At 47.1% G+C, this 19075-nt stretch carries 19 protein-coding genes; 8 read left to right on the forward strand and 11 right to left on the reverse strand.

Annotated elements, in window-relative coordinates; all coding sequences use genetic code 11:
• Positions 1–535 precede the first annotated feature (535 nt).
• Both HYX48_00860 and HYX48_00865 read right to left on the reverse strand, forming a co-directional pair.
• On the reverse strand, positions 536–1291 hold the full coding sequence (locus HYX48_00860; protein MBI2742454.1) for a hypothetical protein: 756 nt from the start codon (positions 1289–1291) through the stop codon (positions 536–538).
• Between the two features lie 204 nt (positions 1292–1495).
• Positions 1496–1840 (reverse strand): DNA topoisomerase III, encoded by a 345-nt coding sequence (locus tag HYX48_00865; GenBank protein MBI2742455.1) that lies wholly within the window; start codon positions 1838–1840, stop codon positions 1496–1498.
• Positions 1841–2032: 192 nt separating this feature from the next.
• Here HYX48_00865 and HYX48_00870 point away from each other — a divergent pair, with 192 nt between their 5' ends.
• Complete coding sequence (locus tag HYX48_00870; protein MBI2742456.1) at positions 2033–2350, forward strand: hypothetical protein; 318 nt, start codon at positions 2033–2035, stop codon at positions 2348–2350.
• Here the strand turns inward: HYX48_00870 and HYX48_00875 are convergent.
• Entirely contained in the window at positions 2347–3330 is a 984-nt protein-coding gene (locus HYX48_00875; protein ID MBI2742457.1) for a hypothetical protein, read from the reverse strand. The two genes, HYX48_00870 and HYX48_00875, sit on opposite strands and share 4 nt — an antisense overlap.
• Positions 3331–3554: 224 nt before the next feature.
• Between HYX48_00875 and HYX48_00880 the strand changes: the two genes are divergently transcribed.
• A complete protein-coding gene (locus HYX48_00880) occupies positions 3555–4988 on the forward strand; it encodes a DUF1254 domain-containing protein (GenBank protein ID MBI2742458.1) in 1434 nt (477 codons plus the stop codon).
• A gap of 55 nt (positions 4989–5043) precedes the next feature.
• Here the strand turns inward: HYX48_00880 and HYX48_00885 are convergent, their stop codons facing one another.
• On the reverse strand, positions 5044–5925 hold the full coding sequence (locus tag HYX48_00885; GenBank protein MBI2742459.1) for a hypothetical protein: 882 nt from the start codon (positions 5923–5925) through the stop codon (positions 5044–5046).
• 135 nt (positions 5926–6060) lie between these two features.
• A complete protein-coding gene (locus HYX48_00890) occupies positions 6061–6792 on the reverse strand; it encodes a hypothetical protein (GenBank protein MBI2742460.1) in 732 nt (243 codons plus the stop codon).
• 66 nt (positions 6793–6858) lie between these two features.
• Between HYX48_00890 and HYX48_00895 the strand changes: the two genes are divergently transcribed.
• Positions 6859–8241: an MFS transporter gene (locus HYX48_00895; protein ID MBI2742461.1), complete on the forward strand. Its 1383-nt coding sequence runs from the start codon at positions 6859–6861 to the stop codon at positions 8239–8241.
• Between the two features lie 197 nt (positions 8242–8438).
• Here HYX48_00895 and HYX48_00900 read toward each other — a convergent pair whose 3' ends face one another.
• Positions 8439–9044 carry a hypothetical protein gene (locus tag HYX48_00900; protein ID MBI2742462.1) on the reverse strand — a complete coding sequence of 202 codons (606 nt, stop codon included), beginning with the start codon at positions 9042–9044 and terminating at the stop codon, positions 8439–8441.
• A 169-nt stretch (positions 9045–9213) separates the two neighbouring features.
• Here HYX48_00900 and HYX48_00905 point away from each other — a divergent pair, with 169 nt between their 5' ends.
• The 4 genes from HYX48_00905 (at position 9214) to HYX48_00920 (ending at position 12035) form a co-directional block, all read left to right on the forward strand.
• On the forward strand, positions 9214–9360 hold the full coding sequence (locus HYX48_00905; protein MBI2742463.1) for a hypothetical protein: 147 nt from the start codon (positions 9214–9216) through the stop codon (positions 9358–9360).
• A 67-nt stretch (positions 9361–9427) separates the two neighbouring features.
• Positions 9428–10345, forward strand: a complete 918-nt coding sequence (locus HYX48_00910) for a hypothetical protein (protein MBI2742464.1) — start codon at positions 9428–9430, stop codon at positions 10343–10345.
• A 20-nt stretch (positions 10346–10365) separates the two neighbouring features.
• On the forward strand, positions 10366–11142 hold the full coding sequence (locus tag HYX48_00915; protein MBI2742465.1) for a hypothetical protein: 777 nt from the start codon (positions 10366–10368) through the stop codon (positions 11140–11142).
• Entirely contained in the window at positions 11142–12035 is an 894-nt protein-coding gene (locus tag HYX48_00920; GenBank protein MBI2742466.1) for an alpha-1,2-fucosyltransferase, read from the forward strand. Before HYX48_00915 ends, HYX48_00920 begins: the two co-directional genes overlap by 1 nt.
• Positions 12036–12047: 12 nt before the next feature.
• Here the strand turns inward: HYX48_00920 and HYX48_00925 are convergent, their stop codons facing one another.
• The 3 genes from HYX48_00925 to HYX48_00935 form a co-directional block, all read right to left on the reverse strand.
• A complete protein-coding gene (locus HYX48_00925) occupies positions 12048–13277 on the reverse strand; it encodes a hypothetical protein (protein ID MBI2742467.1) in 1230 nt (409 codons plus the stop codon).
• Between the two features lie 87 nt (positions 13278–13364).
• Positions 13365–14426, reverse strand: coding sequence for a hypothetical protein (locus HYX48_00930; GenBank protein MBI2742468.1), 1062 nt, complete (start codon positions 14424–14426; stop codon positions 13365–13367).
• 13 nt (positions 14427–14439) lie between these two features.
• Entirely contained in the window at positions 14440–15867 is a 1428-nt protein-coding gene (locus tag HYX48_00935) for a hypothetical protein (protein MBI2742469.1), read from the reverse strand.
• A 176-nt stretch (positions 15868–16043) separates the two neighbouring features.
• Between HYX48_00935 and HYX48_00940 the strand changes: the two genes are divergently transcribed.
• A complete protein-coding gene (locus tag HYX48_00940; protein MBI2742470.1) occupies positions 16044–16982 on the forward strand; it encodes a hypothetical protein in 939 nt (312 codons plus the stop codon).
• A 7-nt stretch (positions 16983–16989) separates the two neighbouring features.
• Here the strand turns inward: HYX48_00940 and HYX48_00945 are convergent, their stop codons facing one another.
• Positions 16990–17967, reverse strand: coding sequence for a PD40 domain-containing protein (locus HYX48_00945; protein ID MBI2742471.1), 978 nt, complete (start codon positions 17965–17967; stop codon positions 16990–16992).
• Positions 17968–17998: 31 nt separating this feature from the next.
• Positions 17999–19072, reverse strand: coding sequence for a hypothetical protein (locus HYX48_00950; GenBank protein MBI2742472.1), 1074 nt, complete (start codon positions 19070–19072; stop codon positions 17999–18001).
• Positions 19073–19075 lie beyond the last annotated feature (3 nt).

Genomic DNA, 19075 nt, shown 5'->3' on the forward strand with positions numbered 1-19075 from the left:
CGGGGCCTCCCTGCGACCCTCTTGCGCTGCATCTCGCTTTGCCAAATCGCGTCCTCGGAGAAGGGGTGTACAGAGTACTACCCCGTTGGCGCGCTCGCCGCGCTCTCCTGCGGGTGCAATTTTGCTGTGCGATATGCATCGGTCGGCTGCTCGAGGCGCTCATCCCACCCCTGTCGGTGCGGGTCCCTTTCGCGTCCAGTCGCAGTGGTAGATAGAGAGACTGAAGACCTTTCTCTTCAAACCCTTTGCCTAGCCCTGCGACTGGACGCGAAAGGGACCCACGACGAAGGAAGTGGGATAAGCGCCTTGAGCAGCCAATCGCTCAGATCGCACAGCAAAACCGTAGCACAGAAAAGCCGGTCAGGCGTACAGGGTAGGGCAATGGCCCACTCTGTTTTCGAGCACACGGTTTGGCAAAGCGAGGTGAAGCGCAAGGTGGTCGCGGGAGGTGTGGCAGAGCGCACACCATCCGACATGTCTATTCTGGGCCTTTTACAAAGCTCAATCAAAAATTGTAAATTATTAGGAGAAGATATTAAGAGGTTTTGGACTCTTCTTTTTTAAAGAGGAGGGTGTGGTGTAGGAGCCGTGCTGCTTTGTCGAGGTGCATGTGACCGCAGAATTTCCCTGTATCGGGAGCGCGTCTCTCTCGTTTGGCGAGTGCAACTTCTGCATCGATCTTGCTATCAATCTTCTTGCTTCCCCGCGTAAAGCCGAGCTTTCTGTAGAATCCCTGTGATTGAAGGCCAGAATAGAGCATCACAAAGCCAGAGTAGTTACGCTCCCAACTCACCCGAGATGCGATCATCATTAAACTCGAGCCAGCCCCCCGAAATCCAGTCCCGCCTTCAACTGCACCATCGCCACTTAGATCGTCGACAAAAACAAGACCGTTAGAATTCTTTCCATAATCATCAATATAAGAGCCTGGGCAGACTCCCTGATTTGTACCAAGAGAAGGAGCCCAGAGCTCTCCATCTGCGCGCTTCCAATAGAAGTTGATCTTCATCGTTCCAAGCACTTTAGGTGCAGGCGAAGAATCGAGCCAGACTGTGTAGGTGTGCTTGCCCCACATCTCAATAAACCGAGTCACCCTTGCACGGCACTCTTTTGAACTCTCTTTTTCTATCAGAGTGCAGACTCCGGCATCCTCTTCTAAAAAGACCCTTCGTATGAGCCTCTTCAGCTCATCGTGTTTACCGCTCAAAAGTCTATAAAGATCGATATCAGTGGGCATGTTATAGCGCGCCCTCAACTCATATCTCAGAGAGGTCTTATCCAGATCAGGCATCACATAATCGCCTGCATATTCAGCAATTATATTTGAAATATCAACTGAAGAATGAACAAAATAAATAGACATATAAAATAATGTTTTTCATTAAATTATATCATATTTTCGAATTAATTTAACAAATCTTCTTATTAAAACAGATAGAGCCAAGGTGTCGCCACCTTGGCTCTATTTTTATAACAAGACTAGGGTCAGCTAAGACTACTTGATGTGCTTGCTGAGTAGGCCTGCCAACTTTAGCATGTCCACTGGTCTGCTGCCGATGACTTCAGCGAGCTTGCTATCAGGACAGATCATGCGTCTGTTCTTTGCGTCTTGTAGTTTTTTTGCTTTGATGTAAACCCAAAGCTTTTTTACTACTTGTGGACGAGTCATGCTCTTTCCACCAACAATTGATGCTAGTTCTGGTGATAGAGAATAAGTTGTCTGTGTTAAGCCAGACTTTCTCTTTCCACTCGATTTCTTCTTTGGTGCAGCTCTCTTTCTAGCAACTGTCTTTCTCTTAGCAGGTGCTCTCTTCTTTGCTGCTTTCTTCTTTTTTGCCATACATCCTCTTTCTACTTTAGGTTCCTAAAAAATTGACAACTGACTTTCAGATATTTTCCGTATCTACTAACAGTGGTGTAAGAACTTTGTCGAATTCATGCAAGAATATTTTTCATTTTTGTGAAAAAAGATTTTTGGTGGTATGCGTCCAGATTAGAAACTCTCTTTGAGAGAGTCAACAAAGGTAACTTTATGAAAACTAGAAATTTTTCGAAAATAGCGCTCCTCTGCATGGCAGGAAGCCTGCCTCTCTTATGCGCATGGCAGAGCAAGCCTGTGGATTATAAAAAATGTAGAGCCGATGGAAAGACCGACCAGCGCTGCCAGAAAGAAAATACCGAAGATAACATCTACACATTCGGCGCAGAGCTCAGCACAGCTGTTTATAAAGTCTTCAACGACTTTACTCAAGATCAGAAGCTGAAAGCAATGAGCTACGCTGACAATAACAAGATGAGCCCAGATAAGGCTGTCGGTAAAGTCGCTGCAGAAGTGGGTGCTGGTTATTAAAAAAAGGCATTAAGGGCCGCAACGCCCGAGATGAACTCAGCGGAATTTCTCCCTGCGAAAGAGAACCAGGGACCTACGATAATTCCCAGATTTTGGCTCCAGTTATATTCGATAGCTGGAGCTAAACTCCACTGCTCATTAGATGGAGCACGCATTTGCGCTGGGACTCCATGAGAGCTACCTACCCTTCCTGAGAAGCGATTCTTGTTAGTGTGTGCATAGAAGAGATCACACGCAAAGGCCCATCTCTGGGTGAAATTATACTGAACCGAGTAGTCGGCTGTGAAGATATTGCCCGGATAGACAAATCCTCGAGTGTTTCGCGCACCCCCGTAAGTATTTATCCCCTTCACATGAACCGCAGTGCCGATTAGGTAGTTAAGTGAAAGACGCGATTCGAGGAAGTGGATGCCAGAGGTATTCCAGATCTTTGCAAAGGTGAGTCCAACCCCCGGAAACCAAGAGCCCGCTCCATTTGCATCTGTCTTTTTTAGATGAGGATTAAGGTGCTGATACTTTCCAAAAGGGACGCTCGCTCTTAAAGCGAGCTTAGCAGACGGCCAGAGGCTGCCTTCCGGAGGGCGATAGAGCTGAAAGTTAAGCGCAATCGGCAGATCCCCTACATTCGTATCATGCCTTCCCTCTGTCTCATTATGAAAGGCCTGGGGATAGATCTGAAAACTAATATTTTTTGCCACACCCACAGCGATCTGCACCTGCAGCGTGGTCGAGTAGAAGTTGGGCAGCGATCTCGCTTTCCAGTGGTTGTCATACCTGCCTGGATAGACCGTGTAGTAGAGGTAGGGCTCTACGTTAACGTGGCCCGCTGGTGTTGTATATCCCGACGTCGAGATAAGCGGCCCTGTGAACCAAGGAGCTACCTTCTCAGGAAATGTGACATATTTTGTCGCTTCCTCATCTGCATGCAGAGAAAGAGATCCTGCAGCGAGCGTACATACAAACAGAAACTTTCGATTCATGCACTTCTGGAATAAAAATGGTTTTGTGCTATACACAAACAACTTGAAAAATTGGGAGTTTGACAAGGAGGCGTCTCAGATTTTTTGTTCGGAGTGAGTGACCATTGCCTAGAGGCAAGGCGCGAGTGAGAACGAAAAATATGAGGCATAGCCGACGCGGTCAAAAACCGATTCTTCATGTTGTTTGTGTATATCTGTTAGCAAAAAGAGGCATTGAAAAAAAGATGAAACTGCTCACAGTCGCTGCTTTATGTTGTCTGCTGCCCTTACATGCGGATATAAAATCTCCATCACCGCAAATCGAATCCATTGAAGAGTGGAGCTACTCTCTTGCGCTCCAAGCTGCAAGCTGGGGCTCTCCTCTTGTCACGATGTATGCGCTTCGCCACAACGATGCAGTAGGCCCCCATGCTAAGGCGGAGCCAAATTCGATCTGGCGTATGCAGGACATTTCGACTCCGACTCTCTCAAAAGAGGCTGGTTATGTCACTCCCAATGTGAATGTGATCTACGGGTTTGGGTTCATGGATCTGAGCCGCGAGCCAATCGTGCTCGAAGTGCCCAACTCGAATAACCGCTACTACATGGTGGAGATCGTCGACATGTGGACGAACGCCTTCGCCTACGTAGGAGGCAGAGCCACCGGTTACAAGGGTGGTAAATTCGTTCTTGTTGGCCCCAATTGGAAGGGACTCCTCCCCACAGGGTTAAAACGCATCGACTGCCCAACGCCGTGGGTACTGCTTCAGCCTCGCGTACACATCTACACAGATGGAAAGGTCGATCTTCCCGGTGCAAAAAGGACCCTCTTGGCGATAAAAACCATGGGCCTCGCCCAGTTTAAAGGGAGCTCTCCACCGCCTCCATTTAAACACAACTACCTAGCTCCGGAGCCAATCAATCCCGACCTTCCTGTGAGCGCTCTCGCGTACAAAGACCCCCTCCAATTCTGGGAGATTCTTAGTGATGCGATGAATGAGAACCCGCCGCCAAAAGATCAGATCACAGCTCTTCTACCCATGTTTGAGCCACTTGGAATTCAACTTGGAAGACGCTGGGACCGCACGAAAGTGGGACCCAAGGTTCTTGAAGCTATGAAAGAGGCCGCTGCAAAGATAGGCTCCATTCTAGAGACCCTTCCCGTTGGAGTGTCATATCAAGGCGCGCTTATCCCCGCTCCCACCATCGGCAACCCGGGCACCGACTACAAGACAAGGGCCATCATCGCGCGCATCGGCCTTACTGCCAATACCCCCTACGAGTCGGTCTACTGGATCTACACGATGGATAAGAACGAGAGCCCTCTAACGGGCGCTAAACAGTACACGATGACCTTCAAAGAGGGGCTCCCCTACTACGAGCCCGGATTCTGGTCGCTTACGATGTATGATGCAGCAAGCAACTACACCACTCCCAACCCCATTAACCGCTATATGCTGGGAAGCGACACCCACGATCTCAAAAAGAATGCAGACGGCTCTTTCACTATCTACATCCAGAATACAAGCCCCGGGAAGGAGAAGGAGTCCAACTGGCTCCCCTCGCCCCCAGGGCCCTTCTATCTCATTCCCCGTGCCTACGCGCCCAAACCCGAGACGATCGACATCTTAACGGATGTGACCTCTTGGCCCATCCCTGCAGTCGTGCCTGTGGAATAAAAAAGCCCATGCTTTAGGGCATGGGCTTTAGCGCTACCTAACCTTAGATAGATAACTACTGCTGTTGCATTGAGAGAGCAAGAACCTTAGCAAGCTCTTCATCTGAGCTCAAGCGAGAGAGTTGCGCTGGCATCATCGCTGCTGCCCGACTGTTATCAAACTCTGCATCAACATCTACTGGAAAATTAAAAGTTGGATCAGCATCCACTCCATCGCCATCTAAAGATAAATAACCCATCTCTTGCGCAAGAGAAACAGGAGCTGGAACAGGCTTTCCTGTACCGGCTGCAGCTGCTTTTGGAGCTTCTTTCGTCTCCTTGAACTCCTTAAATTCTGAAAGATCGAATTTAAAGGTGGTCTCGCTTCGTTTTGGTGCAATCGGCGCGAATGTCACCTTAGCTGGAGCTTTTGGAGCTGCATCAACTGTTGTAACCTTCACTCTTCGCGGCTCAAGACCAAGACCCGACTCGACTTTAGGAGCAACTTTTGCCGGAGCTTGCGTAGGAGCTTGTGCAGGAGCTTTAGGAGCTGCTCTCTTTGGAGCCGCAACTGGCGGCCTTGCATTTAGATCAACTATGCACTTAAAACCAGGAAAGAATCGGAAACAAAGATCGCGGATCACCTTCGCTTTAGTCAGCATGTTCATGGTTTTTGAGGTGAGGGTGTCGTGAAGAACCTTGTTGACCTCCTCCTTTTCCAAATATGCAACAAAAGAGCCATTGAAATAGGAGTCTGTGATCTCTGGTTTAATATATGGAGAGATCGTCTTATTAAATAGATTAAGCGCTTCTTCACTTCTACCGAGCCAGAGTGCTTTTAGCACCTCATTGGATTGAACACATACGTGTTCTATAGCAATAGTGCCCCTTGTGTAGTTATCAATTGCAACACCATCATTAGTAACATCTGAACCAATATATCGAGCTATGCCTGCCATAATTACCTCTTCTCCTTTTTATTATTAAAAAAAATTAGTTACAAGAGCAATTGTACAATAACATTATATTAAAATTCAATTTTTAATTTACATTATGTTAAAATCGTAAGTATATGATAATTAGATCGTTATAAATCAGAGAGATTTGAGGGCTAAAGCCTTGATCTCAGCCTTCCCTTTGCCGCCCGTAAAATGGTAGATAAGGGCCTCAGAATTGGGCCCAAAAATCCTCAGCCAGTTGTAGACTTGAGGCAGCTCAATTAGGGCGGGTTGGCTTAGGTAAATAACTCTAGAGAGCGCATGCTGATCGGTGGGATACTCTCCACCCCTCTCTATCGCCTCTTTTGCCCACTCTTGAAGAATCCTTGCCCCCTGCTTGAAAAGAACCACCCCTGCGTTGTAGCTAACTTCTTCTGGAAGGAGTATCCCCTTCACCTCTTCGTAGCTTTGCAAGAGATACGGCTCCCTCGCAAGGCCAATCTCCGCATCGTCCGTCAAAGCATGAAAAATCGGATCTACTGAGCCGTTAATCTGACAGTCGAGATCGATCCAGAGGCCTCTGGAAAACGGAGAGCTCAGAAGGGCAAGAGGCTTCTTAAACCAGGCGCCCCTGCACTTCCAGATCCAGGTCCCGTAGCAGCTCTCCCAAACCTCTCTCTTCGACTGCTCAACCCTCTCACTTCTAGCATGAGCCGGCAACACCAGACACTCTCCCCTCTCCCGGCACCAAGCTAGCGCCTCCTCCGACATCCCAAAATCCGCAAATGCAACAGGATACTTATTGTGCGCCGAGTAGTGCTCCCACCACCAGGGCAGCATCCACTCCTGCTCTTTGTCGCACCCAACAACTACTCCCCATCTATCCATATGCAAAAACCCGGTTTCCTTGACACGAATGGGTTCTTATCCTATCCCTAAAATAAAAGAGGGTCAATGATGATCAAGCAAGATCAGTTTCGTTATAAATGGTGGGCTCTTCTTGGAGTCTCCCTGCTCGCATTTACGGCTTTCCTCGATGCCACAATCGTCAATACTGCACTGCCATTCATTCAAACAGCATTGGGCGCGAATATATTACAGCTGCAGTGGATAGCAAATATCTTCACAATCATCTTAAGCATGACGATGATCACCATAGGAAAATTTGCCGATCTATGGGGCCGAAAAAGAGTGTTTTATTTTGGCGTTGTGATTTTTGGCATAGCAGCCTTGGGTGCAGGCTTAAGCACGACCGTGGAAACGCTGGTCTTTTTTCGTGGATTGCAGGCTCTAGGTGCTTCAACGGTTTTTATCGCATCTGCAGCTCTACTTTCAAGTGTATTTCCCGAAAGAGAGCGAGTAAGAGCAATTAGCATTTACGGTGGAGTTACAGGCTTTGGGCTTATGATCGGCCCCTTTCTCGGAGGAATTTTGATCGGTCTTCTGGGGTGGAGATGGGTATTCTGGATTAACCTTCCATTAATCGCAGCCGGGCTCATCGCCTGCTCTTTCAGTTTAAAAGATCATTCTCATGAGAAGCTTTCAGTAAAGATCGACTGGTGGGGCACAATTTCTCTAGTTTTTGGCCTTGGTGCCCTGATGTTCGGTATTATTGAAGGAGCGGAAACAAAATGGACTTCGATCTCTGCATGGGTCTTTCTTGTAACAGGAATAGGCGCTCTCATCGCCCTAATCATCCTCGATGAGTTTCGCAAGTACCCCCTTCTCGATCTACATATCTTCAAAGAGAATCTCATCACTCTTGCAGCTCTTAGTTGCGCGCTAGCTGGGGTAGTTTCTACTGTGTTTATGTTTTTCGATCCTCTCTATTTGCGCACCCTGCGTGGACTATCTCCCTTCTTCATAGGCGTTCTCATCGCTGTTATTCCCGCAGCTCAAGCTCTTATTTCTTTTATCTTTGATCGATTGCTCAAGCGTTTAGGTGTTGCCAACCTGCTTTTTATTTCAGTAGTAGCGGCTTTTTTAGCAGTGGCTCTGCATCGAGTGATCCAGCTCGACACTCCTATTCCCTTCTTGATTCTTCCCTTTTTTCTACTGGGAGTTAACTGGGGTTTAAGCAACGCCGCAATGATTACATCGGTTAATCAAGTCATTGCAACGCATAAAATCGGCGCAGCTCTGGGCACAATTGCAACTATTTGGAATATTGTGGGCTCCATCCTTCTTGCAACAAGCACCGCTGTCTTTCATTCTGTAGAGACACAAACATCCTTTCTATCTGCTTTTCATAGCATGATCGACTTCAATATCGCCTTTGCAGCCACTATCCTCGCAGGAACTATCTGGGTTCGCATAAAACTCAAAAAAACATTCTGAAAACAGATTTTGGACAACGCAAAGACGCCAAGTCGCGAAGACGCGGAGGATTTTTCAGAAAATATAAATCTTTTGCGTCTTCGCGACTTGGCGTCTTTGCGTTACGCTTTCTGACCGCAGAATTTTTAAGTATTAATGGACGACATCCTTTAGAAGGGGCTTCTAGCGCAAGGCTGCGCTAGAAGCAGGGAAGTAGTTTAGTTAGCGTTAACTGTGAAAGTTTTCGCGTCGCCAGACTTCAGATCGATTAGTACCAGATCGAAGGTCGACTTGTACTCATTTGCAGGGATGAAGAGGACCTTGTTAAAATGAGCATGCGGCTGGATCGTCTGATCCATCGCGGTCTTTGCAGAGAAGTCGCGGTCGAGCGCTTCGTTGGCTTGAGAGGACTTGATCCCGTCAACCACTGCAGGGATCGCCATTGGCCATAAGAATAGTGCGGCAGCACCATATCCAGCTGCTCTTCCCAAAGTCGAAGTGTGTACCTTTCTAGCTACCTCTTCAGATCTTGCACATGTAAGACCGACTCTGTCTGGCGAAAATGAGAAGCTCTTATCCGAGTCGTTCTGGATATAGAGTTGAACCGGCTGGTATCCCTTCTTAATCACATCTCTATCGAAATACTGCTTGCACTCCGCTTTTGTAAGCGTTTTAGCCGTGATAAGCAGGTCGCTACTCGCTTCAGGCGCCTGCGTACGGATGATCTGCGAAGAGAGACTGCTCAGCGGCGCTGCCTCATAACTTGCGCACCCACATAGAAGCACCAAAGGTAGGATTGTAAAAGCTAAAAAACTCCGTCTCATAAACATCTCCGTTGTAATTAAAAGAGACATTCTCATTTTCGAGCAAAATTAATGCAATTAAACTAAATTCTTTGATCAACAATCACGACCCTATCTTCTGATCTCTATTTGTTGCGAAAATTAATCTTTCTGGTATACGGAGATACTGATATTTTTCAGGAGTCATCCAATGGAAATTAAGAAGCGCAAAGGACCTGCTCTAAAAGCAAAAAAAAAGCCAAAAGAAGCCGAGATCTCTGATAAAGAATTCAACTCACTTGCAAAAAAAGTTATTGAGAACAATAAAAAAGCGTTAAAGAGGCTCGCCAACAAGTGACTAAGCTCCATTTTTCAATGGAAAATTTTGCATAGTTAACACACAATCCTGGCTTTTTTGAGATGTTATGAAAGCTAGGATCGTTCTTCTTCTGCTCGCTTCTCTCTGTTTCTCATTCCACTCATCCGATGAAGTCTATAAACAGATTAAGGATATTCGCCGTCCCACTCTTCAAGACTACTATCTGATTCAAGAGTATCTCTCTCACGGAGAAAGAGAGGGGCTCGAAAGACTGAAAGATACTGAACAGAGGCAGAGGAGCTTCAAGATTATTGGAGAGGCACTGCATGAGAAGCCTCTATCAGGACTCATTGCTGTTAATTCGAAGATTGAAGAGCGAGAGAACTGCCTGGTTCTCTACGCGTCATTTAATATGCACTACCCAGATGGATTAAGACGCTTGATCCAAATTGTAGAGAGGTCCGATTTCAAGGGTCATATTCTCTATCATTTCGGCGGCTGGCCCGATCTTGCCGGCGGCTCTCTTGTTCTAGCGCACGTGCCGCATGCATTCAAGGCCTGCTGTTTCAAAGAGGCGCAGCGGTTGGGATATAAACGAGTGTTGTGGTTAGACTCCTCTATCTTTCCTGTCGTAAGCTTGAATCTCATCTTCAAGATGATCCAAGAGAAAGGGTACTTTACAATTGGAAACTTCCACCAGGTGGGTCCCTATTGCAACGCGGACACGGCCGCTCATTTTGGATTCACACTCGAGGAGACCTACCACCTCCTCTCGTGTCAATCGGGATTTATTGGGGTTGATCTCACAACACCGCAGGGAAGAGAAGTTGTCGATCTATTCTATCGTGCAGCTCAAGACAAACACGGCTTCTTTTCGGCTAGATCCGATCAGACAGCTCTTTCGCTCATCCTGCATAAATTAAAACTTACAGATATTCCAGATCTGACTAAAGTTGTTCCGTTAAAAAGTTATGCAAGACGCGACACACTTTTCGTCGTCGATCGAGCTTTTGTACAGTACTAACCCGTGTAAGAGAAAAAACTATGCGTGCGATTTTATTTCTTCTAACCCTTCTTGCTCTTCCTTTGAATGCTCTTGAAATCAAGAGGGTCATCCTAGCCACAAATAATAACCCCGACTATATCGAATTCTGGCCGGTTGTGGCCCCGATGTGGAAGAAGATGGGCTTTACGCCAACCCTTGCGCTCATCGCATATGAAGGCTGCCCGATCGACACCTCAATTGGCGATGTCATCCGCTTCGATCCCATTCCTGGAGTATCAGAGGCGCTTCAGGCGCAAGTGGTGCGTCTGCTTCTTCCCGCCCTCTTTCCCGATGATGGCTGTATCATCTCCGATATCGACATGCTTCCCCTTTCTAAGACCTATTTTGTCGAAGGGGCTGCCTCATGCCCTGATGATACCTTCCTGGTCTACAGAAACAAGGCCCCAGGCTATGCGCACGGAGGTAAATACCCCATGTGCTATCTCGCAGGAAAAGGCCGCGTCTTTGGTTCTATCTTTGGAATTTCAACTTACGACCAGATTGGCGATATGATTCGTCTTTTGGCGCGAGCAAAACTAGGCTGGTACACCGATGAGCTCATGATCTACGCCCAAGCAAGAAAATGGGAAACAACCGGAGGAAAGATCCTCTGCTTAAATCATGGAGTTGGTCCAAGGCTCGATCGCATACACTGGAATATGGATTTCAAGAACCTCGATATCTCCAAATATATCGATTGCCACTGTCCAAGGCCCTACTCAGCCCACCGAGAGTCGATCGATCGCGTCGTTGAAGCTTTTTATAAAATGAAGTGATGTTTGGAAGGCTTTTTGTTCTATTTCTTGCAGGATACCTAGCTTCAGCAGAAGCTAAGCCCTTCGTGGAGGCCGAACTCAGAGGACAGCTTGGAAACAACATGTTTATCGTGGCCACCGCCTGCGCCGTGGCCTGGGATAATGGCGCCGACGCCTATTTTCCAGAGCTCAAGCTCAAATACGCCTACCAGTGGGAGAACCTCCCCTTAAATCTGGCTCACATCTTCTTTAGATGTAACCTTAATCCTCCACCCAGACGCGCCACCGCCTCGTGGCATCAGCGCACATTTGGCTACGAGCCGATCTTATTTCAACCCAACATGAAGATTCACGGGTATTTTCAAACAGAGAAGTACTTCGCTCACCAGCGCGCGCGCCTGCTAGACCTCTTCGCACCCCATCCCGATGACTTAAACTACATTGAGGCAAAGTACAAGTGGCTCTTAGAACACCCTCACACCGTTGGTGTCCAGCTCCGCGTGTATTACGAAGATCGTCATGGTGGAATGTTCATCCAATACGGAAAGGACTATCTCACAAAAGCGATGAGTCTCTTCCCAGAAGAGGCGCTATTTATTATCTTTAGTAACAACAAAGAGTTCGCAAAAGAGAACACGCCAGAAGAGCTAAAGGCGCGCGTTGTGTACATCGAAAACGAGCCCCACTACATCGACCTCTTCCTGCTCAGCTTATGTAAGCACAACATCATCACAAACTCCACCTTCGGCTGGTGGGGTGCCTGGCTCAACCAGAATCCCGACAAGATCGTCATCGCCCCCGCCCAGTGGCTCAGACCAGGCAGCCACCTCTCCACCAAAGACCTCATCCCCGATAGCTGGATCAAAGTAGACGCTAAGTGGGGTCCTCTGCAGGACCCCACTAGCTATCAGTAGTAAGAATTGATATTACACGCGGATTGTGGTGAATAGGCCTTCATGGTCGGAAAGGACTCCCTTTTTGAAGACCTCTGGATCGTAGCCAGTTTCAACAAGTGAGGCATTGAAGAGAAGTACTCCGGAACGCGCAGCATCCTGCGCCCACTCATTGTCACAGATAATCGTATGATCCAAGTTCAAAGGACCTGAGACCTGTTTTCCCATTAGCTCAGCGCAGAACTTGTCTCCTCCCCATGTTTTTTTGTCAGAGACACGAACAGGTTTTACGAAGTCGCTAGCCCAAGAAGAACGGGCATACTCTTCATCATTTAAATTTAGATCTCCAGTCGCAACTACGCACCTATCGCGCACAGCCTCCGCTTTAGCTTTAACAATGAGCATCTGCGCTAGGCGGCCTTTAACTTCTTCATCTGTGGGAAATGAGGGCGCTTCGGAGTGTTGAAGATGGGTCGCATGGATTTTTGCAAAACTCTTCCCTTGGCTTTCGACATCGAAAGAGAAGACCCCTTTTGCGGCGTTCTTCGTTCTCCCCACCAGAGTCTCTTGAGGAAATTGAGTGAATTCAGGGCTGCTGAGGCGGTACTTGCTAGCGATAAGAATCCCCGATGAGACGCCAACAGCCTTAGGTCCAATATTGAAGTAGAAGTGGTTGTATCCTCTCTCCTTCAGCTTTTCGGTGATGTAAGTTGCAGAGCTAAAATCAAACGTCTCATACAGACAATTCACGTCCGCATCTCTCGCGACAATTTTATCGATAATCTCATCTATTCTGAAAGACCAGTGCTCTACACCTCCATCTGAGATCGAGTAGCCCCCACCTACACAGCAGATGTTCCATGAGAGAAGAGAAAAGATGCGATCTTGAGGAAGGATCTTAGAATCTAGCTCCCCCTGAACATAGATAAAGGGACTTTTTTGAATCCAGGATCCAAAAAGCCTAAGACCAATTCCAGGTAGAGTAGTGAATACCGCCAGAGAAGCGCAGAGGAGCACCCCCACAAAAAGAACAACTTTTCTTGCGAGATTAACTAGCGCATCTGCCGCGGGATTGAGAGCATCTACTACGTCGATTCGACGATAGAGCTCATGGCTTCTGCACGCAGGATCTGTGAAGTAGGATGCGAGCTGAAAGCAGAAAGCTGCTGTGTCCTCAACAAAATCATCCACCGAATAGGCACGTGGCAGCAGGTTCGGCAGCTCAGCAGGTCTATCTGCAGTTCGGACTCCAGAAGCACTCATACCCTTCTCCTTTTAGAAGGGTCAATTATACATCCGAACGAAATTTATCTTGGGGTATTAAAAATTTTAATTATGTTGAATTCTAGCTCATTCCATTTCCACTGGGTAGATTGCCATCACACCCACAGGATATGGCAGGCGTAGAGAATCCTGGCATAGATTCTGCGTGATTGCCAGGCTCCTTCCATCCGGCGTAAAGGTGATCCCCTTCACACCCCCTTCTTGTGATAGCTGCTCTAGCAGAGCTATCGTCGACTCATCGTACATCTCGATAATTTCCAAACTTAGCTCTGGAGCGTTTGCATAAGGGAGCATCGAGCCCTCTGGCTCTCTCGTAAAGATGTGCACGTTCTTTCGGCCTTGCGAGCAGGATACTGCTAGAGAGTCATCCAGCGGGTTAAAAGAGAGCGAGTGGGGATAGCAAAAGCGCGTCTCTTTTCCATGCAAAATTTGTATTGGCCTATCTGAATACACTCCATGTGAACTGCTCTTCCTCTGATAAATGACCACGCAGTGCGCATCGTGAGAGGTCACTGCAAGCAGTTTGCCATCTCTTGAAAAGTCCAAACCATCCGGAATTTTTAAAATCGAGTTCCGAATCATCTGGTAAGGCTGTCTCTCATATCGATCCCCTTGATAGGAGTAGAAGGTCAGCGTATTCGAATGCATATTTGCTACTGCAATGATCTTCTCAACAGGAGAATACCGAACCGCGTCGGGATGGCCAATTCTGGAGCGCTTTCCTCCAATTGCTGCAATAGGAACTGAATCATAGCGATTTGTAGCGAGGTCTCTTTTATGGATCGTAATTGCATTGCCGTGCCTATTTGCTACAGCAAGGTGAGTTCCATCAGGAGAGAAGCTGAGATCATGAGGATAATTCAGCTGAGACTCTGGCCCTTCAATAGTAAAGGCGGGAGTTGTTTCATAAACTGCTCCCTCCTCACCAATACGCCTATAAAAAGTAATTGTGTCTGCGAGTGCGTTGGCAACCGCGACGTAGTCTCCTGAAGGTGTAAATGCCACCGCTTCTGGTCGATCTAGCCTCGAGGGGCCATCCGCTCGAATTACACTAGTTGGCGTGCTACCCACACTTAAACCAAAACAGTTTGACGCAACCAAAATGAGCGCAATGATCAGCCTGAACATAGGATCCTTCTATTTATTTTTGGGGAATAAGGGTCACAGAGAAAATATAGTTAGAGGGCTGAGTATCGACGTTCCCTGTTTCGCTGCATGTTTCTGCAGCGGAACTCGCGATCCCTCCAACAATGTATCCCAAAAGGATCGGTTTCGATCCCAATTTATCCAGCGCAATTACAGAATTTGGATAGAAAGGTAGGCCGGGAAGAGGAAGGAAAAAAGCTGAAGCGCCGAATAGAAGCACAGGGGAGCTTTGCGTCACTACATTTGAGCAGGTGATGGGAAAAGTAGGAGCTGGGCAGCTTCCAAATGTCGTTGGAATAGATGGATAGGTGGCGCTCATTAAATACTGCTGATAATTCCCTGATTTATCAATTTTTATTGCCGTTACGTCGTTTGTGAACCCCAAGCCGCTATCTTGGCATAAAGTGCCTCCGGGAGAGTAGAGACCTCCATTGATAGAATAGAGGAAGCTAATTCCTCCAAAGAACAGAGTGTACATATCCTTCGTCTTTTCAGAATACAACCCCACAGTTGGACACTCGTAATTGTTCATCCCTTGAGCAAAAGTGTTGGGATTGTTCGGATTGAGTGATCGTGAAGAGCCATCCCCTTGAATTTCGACAGGGATCGTCCACGCCCCAAAGTCATCCCCCGGGGTAAAGACTCCCCCAAAAGCCACGAGATACTGCTCAAGAGAGTTTCCAGCTTTTCTCAGCGCTGGAACAATATTCAAATCTCTTCGTCTGTAAATAGGATTTGGAATCGGCTGAGGATAGGGATATACCGCGAGATTTTTGCCCGTATCGATGATCTGGAAGGGACGAACCTGGTGAGTATAACTACCATTTGAAGTTGTGTTTACATAATTGCCATCAAAATTCTGTCCGAAGCCAAGAAGCAGAGGTTGATGGGGATTGGCTTGCCACATTACTCCACCTGTCACTTGCAATACGGGATGGGACACTTGACGCAGGCACTTGGCAGCACTTTTCGCCTTGGATTTTCTCTTAACCCACTTGATTAATTTAGGCAGATCGATAGCTGTTAGAACCGACTTGGTCTCTCTCTTTCCTGTTGCAGTATTGATACCATAACCCCCGACCATGTAGAGCGTATTTGATCCATCGCCTTGAAAAAACAGGGCATTGGTTACCGACAACTGATCGATCTGCTCCTGAGATAAGTGAGAGCCGGGGTCGTTAAGAGATCTAGAAACGGTTTGCCCTGTAGTCAGGTTCAGAACAAAAACTGTTGTGTTTTGAGACACAACAGGAAAAGTATCTCCTAAAAAGCCGTGCAGTCCATACGTCCTACCTCCCAAAAGAACATACTCATCTTCATACAGACCCGACACGTATGCTTGCAGTCCAACAGGCAGGGAAAAAGGAGCGCGCTCTATCTGAATTCGAAAAGGAAGAGAGTCTTCGGGAAGAGGATTTGTCACATATGAAGTTTGGTTCCCTCCAAAAAGGTTGCAGCACATTGCGACAAAAAAACAGAACGTCTTCCTCATCACCCCTCCGAAATCTGTAAAAAAAGATCCAAAAAGCAATGTAATTTGTACCAAAAAAAATGTTTGCAACCTATATTTTTTATTTCGCAAAACTCGTGTGGAGACTCATGCTAACGAAAATTCGCCTGCCATCTTACTGTCTACTTGCTTACCTCTTCACCTTCGATTGTTATGCTGATTCCGCTTCCGACCATCCCAAACCCGCTTCTTGTGAGACCCCGCTTTTTTATGAGTCGAGCTGCCCTCTCGAAGTCGACCTCTCTTTGGCGCTAGACGATTTCCGCAGCCTTCCTGAGGGAAGTTGGAATGGGAATTGGGGAGGCTATACTGCTGTTAATTTCAAAGCATTTCTCCCTAAGAACTTCTCGACACAGCTAGCTGGTAGCTTTGGTCTTTATGACTGGGCAGGAAGAGCCTATGCCCCATTCACTAATCCCAGCTCTCTACAACAGCAGGGATTCATTACCGTTGCTGCCTCGCGGCAGGTCGCTTGTTCAGGGATCAATGCCGGCATAGCTTACGACTGGTCGTTAAACAAGAACTTCGGCGTTTTTGCAGTCAACCCTCGTTTCGATCAGATCCGTGGACAGTTAGGCTATCTGATCCCAGGCGGCAATGAGATCGGGGTCTGGGCTACATATGGAATTCGGACCTCCCACAGAGAGTCGCAAGAGCTTCCCCTCAAGTTTAGAGGAATCAGCCAAGTGTACCTCTTCTGGTGCCACTATTTCAAAAGCAATGGGTATGGAATGATTTGGGCAGGGACGCCTTATAGACGAGGACTCATGTACGAATCTGGCCGCCCTGGCAACTTTACTGTCGGAGCTCAATTCTCCGTGCCGGTAACAAAACATCTCAGCATCGAAGGACACGGCGCCTACATGGGACCAAGAGGGTCTTCTGGTCTTATTCCTGCAAAAAATTACGCATCGAACATCAGCTTTGCCCTCACCTACTCGTTTGGTAAGCGGAGGACTCAGCAGTCGCCTTATATGACTCTTGCCAACAATAGTAATTTCCTTGTCGATACGAATCAGAATCTCTAAGAGGATGTTAGTCAAGTTCTGGAGGCAGTGAAAAGTCGGCTACAAATACCTGAGGGGCTCCCCCGCCTCGTTTTGAAGTCCAAGCGATTCGTTTTCCATCCGAACTAAAACTAGGCAACCCTTCAAAGGTGCTGGTATAGGTCAACCGATATTGACGCAGCGTGTCGATATCAATCAGATAGATCTGATACGCGTGATGCCCATGTTTAGAAGTTGTGTAAGCAATGATCTTGCCATTTGGATGCCAAAAAGGAGCCCAATTGACGTATGAATCCGATGTCAACTGCCTCTCTTCAGATCCATCGGGCCGAATGAGATAGAGCTGCAGCTTGTCTTTTTCCTGCCGATCTGCCCGAAATACAACCCAGTCGCCTTTCGGAGAGAAGAACGGACCTCCATTGTAGCACTCTCTTGTCTGCGTCAAATGGCGCACATTTGCCCCATCAGCATCGCAGATATAGAGATTCATGCTCCCGCTCTCGTTGCTCGCATAAACAATCTGCTTCTCATCTGGCGAATAGGCGCACTCTGCATGATATGCTGGGCCTCTTGTCAATGCCTTTAAAGAAGAGCCATCTAAATCGGCCTCGTAAATGTTCATGTAAGGAGTTAAATCCCAGGTATACTTGCCTGGCGATTTCTCAGGCTCCACCACTTCCAGGGCCTCATGGCTAGATGCAAATAGAATCTTCTTTCCATCCGGTCTGTAGAAACCGCACGTGCATGCTCCCTTTCCTGTGCTAACTCTCAAAGGAGTCTGAGATTCCAAATCCATCGTGTAGATCTGGTACTGCTTCTCCCCGGTTGGAACCGCTTGAAAAATGATCGATCTTCCATCAGGAGAAAAATAGGCCTCGCCCGCCTTTTCAAAACCCATCGAAGCAAACGTGACCTGCCGAATATTGCGAAGAGAGACCTCCTCTCCCGTGCAAGTCCCACAAAAGACCAGACTCGCAAAAATAAGAAGCAGCATTCTGAATTTCACAAACAATCTCTTATCTCCAAAAAACATCTCTTTAATTTCCCTGTATGTCATCATCCCACAATGGTCTGTAAAGCATAGCCCCATCAGCTATATTGACATCGATGATGCTCATTTCATGAATATTGAGACGTTCCATGAAACCAAGAACCAGAATGACATTCGAAACCTCTACAAAAGCAAAATTGCCGCCGCCAAGATCTTCATCACTTTTGTCAGTAAGATCTTTTATAACAGCGGCAAGATCTTCAACCGTAAATGGATTTTTACCATTTAGTCTCTGAATGATGCTTGTTCCAAAAACGCTACCGACGCCAATAATTTTTGTTGAAGCCTTGCTCGCTTTGTCTTTGAAAAATGGATTGATTTTGTCAGACAGATCTCCAGCGCATCTCTTCGCCGTAATGATCTCTTCTGCAGACATGGGGTTAGGGCTTTTGCGCTTATCAACACTTTGATGGTGAACGTCTTGTATTATGAGGTTCTTAAAAGCCCAAGATCCATCCTTGCTACAATCAATATGATAAGTTCCATCGGGATTCACTGTGATAAACTGTGTGCTTCCTCCTCCAATGTCCCAAACGATAAGATCTTCGGCCTTGGCATCCACCCTAGCAGCCGCTGCTTGAAAGGCCAGTTTCCCTTCATCATTTTGATCTGCAATATGGACTTTCACACCAGTGCTTTTTTGGATATCATCGGCCACCTGATGCCCATTTGCCGCATTGCGAAATGCTGATGTGGCAACTGCTACAACTCTATCCGCGCCAAACGATCTTGCTTTTGCAATAGCTTGCTCAAAAGCTCTATTACTCTCTTTGATAATTTCAGAACTTAGTATTCTATCCGAGCTTTGAGCTAAGCTCGCTTGATAAAAGACAGGATATTGTTCCGCATGCAATAGGTTGACAATCTTGTTATTTGCAAGATCGACTTGTGCAACTCTTAGCTTCGGCCCTGCCGAACCAACATCGATTGCGGCGCGGATAACACTTTCTGTCTCTACTTCAGGAAGATAAGCAGGATCTGGCAACCCTGCATGAATAGTACAGCTACAAAAAACCAAACTCAAAACTAAATGTTTCTGCCAATTGCTAGACAAGGACATCCC

It is taken from the genome of Chlamydiales bacterium (assembly GCA_016185065.1).
GTDB lineage: Bacteria > Chlamydiota > Chlamydiia > Chlamydiales > Rhabdochlamydiaceae.

Excerpts from the sequence above, each read along its gene's own strand:
- HYX48_00860 (MBI2742454.1), bottom strand. The coding sequence starts at position 1,291 with ATGCCTGATCTGGATAAGACCTCTCTGAGATATGAGTTGAGGGCGCGC.
- HYX48_00865 (MBI2742455.1), bottom strand. The coding sequence starts at position 1,840 with ATGGCAAAAAAGAAGAAAGCAGCAAAGAAGAGAGCACCTGCTAAGAGA.
- HYX48_00870 (MBI2742456.1), top strand. The coding sequence starts at position 2,033 with ATGAAAACTAGAAATTTTTCGAAAATAGCGCTCCTCTGCATGGCAGGA.
- HYX48_00875 (MBI2742457.1), bottom strand. The coding sequence starts at position 3,330 with ATGAATCGAAAGTTTCTGTTTGTATGTACGCTCGCTGCAGGATCTCTT.
- HYX48_00880 (MBI2742458.1), top strand. The coding sequence starts at position 3,555 with ATGAAACTGCTCACAGTCGCTGCTTTATGTTGTCTGCTGCCCTTACAT.
- HYX48_00885 (MBI2742459.1), bottom strand. The coding sequence starts at position 5,925 with ATGGCAGGCATAGCTCGATATATTGGTTCAGATGTTACTAATGATGGT.
- HYX48_00890 (MBI2742460.1), bottom strand. The coding sequence starts at position 6,792 with ATGGATAGATGGGGAGTAGTTGTTGGGTGCGACAAAGAGCAGGAGTGG.
- HYX48_00895 (MBI2742461.1), top strand. The coding sequence starts at position 6,859 with ATGATGATCAAGCAAGATCAGTTTCGTTATAAATGGTGGGCTCTTCTT.
- HYX48_00900 (MBI2742462.1), bottom strand. The coding sequence starts at position 9,044 with ATGAGACGGAGTTTTTTAGCTTTTACAATCCTACCTTTGGTGCTTCTA.
- HYX48_00905 (MBI2742463.1), top strand. The coding sequence starts at position 9,214 with ATGGAAATTAAGAAGCGCAAAGGACCTGCTCTAAAAGCAAAAAAAAAG.
- HYX48_00910 (MBI2742464.1), top strand. The coding sequence starts at position 9,428 with ATGAAAGCTAGGATCGTTCTTCTTCTGCTCGCTTCTCTCTGTTTCTCA.
- HYX48_00915 (MBI2742465.1), top strand. The coding sequence starts at position 10,366 with ATGCGTGCGATTTTATTTCTTCTAACCCTTCTTGCTCTTCCTTTGAAT.
- HYX48_00920 (MBI2742466.1), top strand. The coding sequence starts at position 11,142 with ATGTTTGGAAGGCTTTTTGTTCTATTTCTTGCAGGATACCTAGCTTCA.
- HYX48_00925 (MBI2742467.1), bottom strand. The coding sequence starts at position 13,277 with ATGAGTGCTTCTGGAGTCCGAACTGCAGATAGACCTGCTGAGCTGCCG.
- HYX48_00930 (MBI2742468.1), bottom strand. The coding sequence starts at position 14,426 with ATGTTCAGGCTGATCATTGCGCTCATTTTGGTTGCGTCAAACTGTTTT.
- HYX48_00940 (MBI2742470.1), top strand. The coding sequence starts at position 16,044 with ATGCTAACGAAAATTCGCCTGCCATCTTACTGTCTACTTGCTTACCTC.
- HYX48_00950 (MBI2742472.1), bottom strand. The coding sequence starts at position 19,072 with ATGTCCTTGTCTAGCAATTGGCAGAAACATTTAGTTTTGAGTTTGGTT.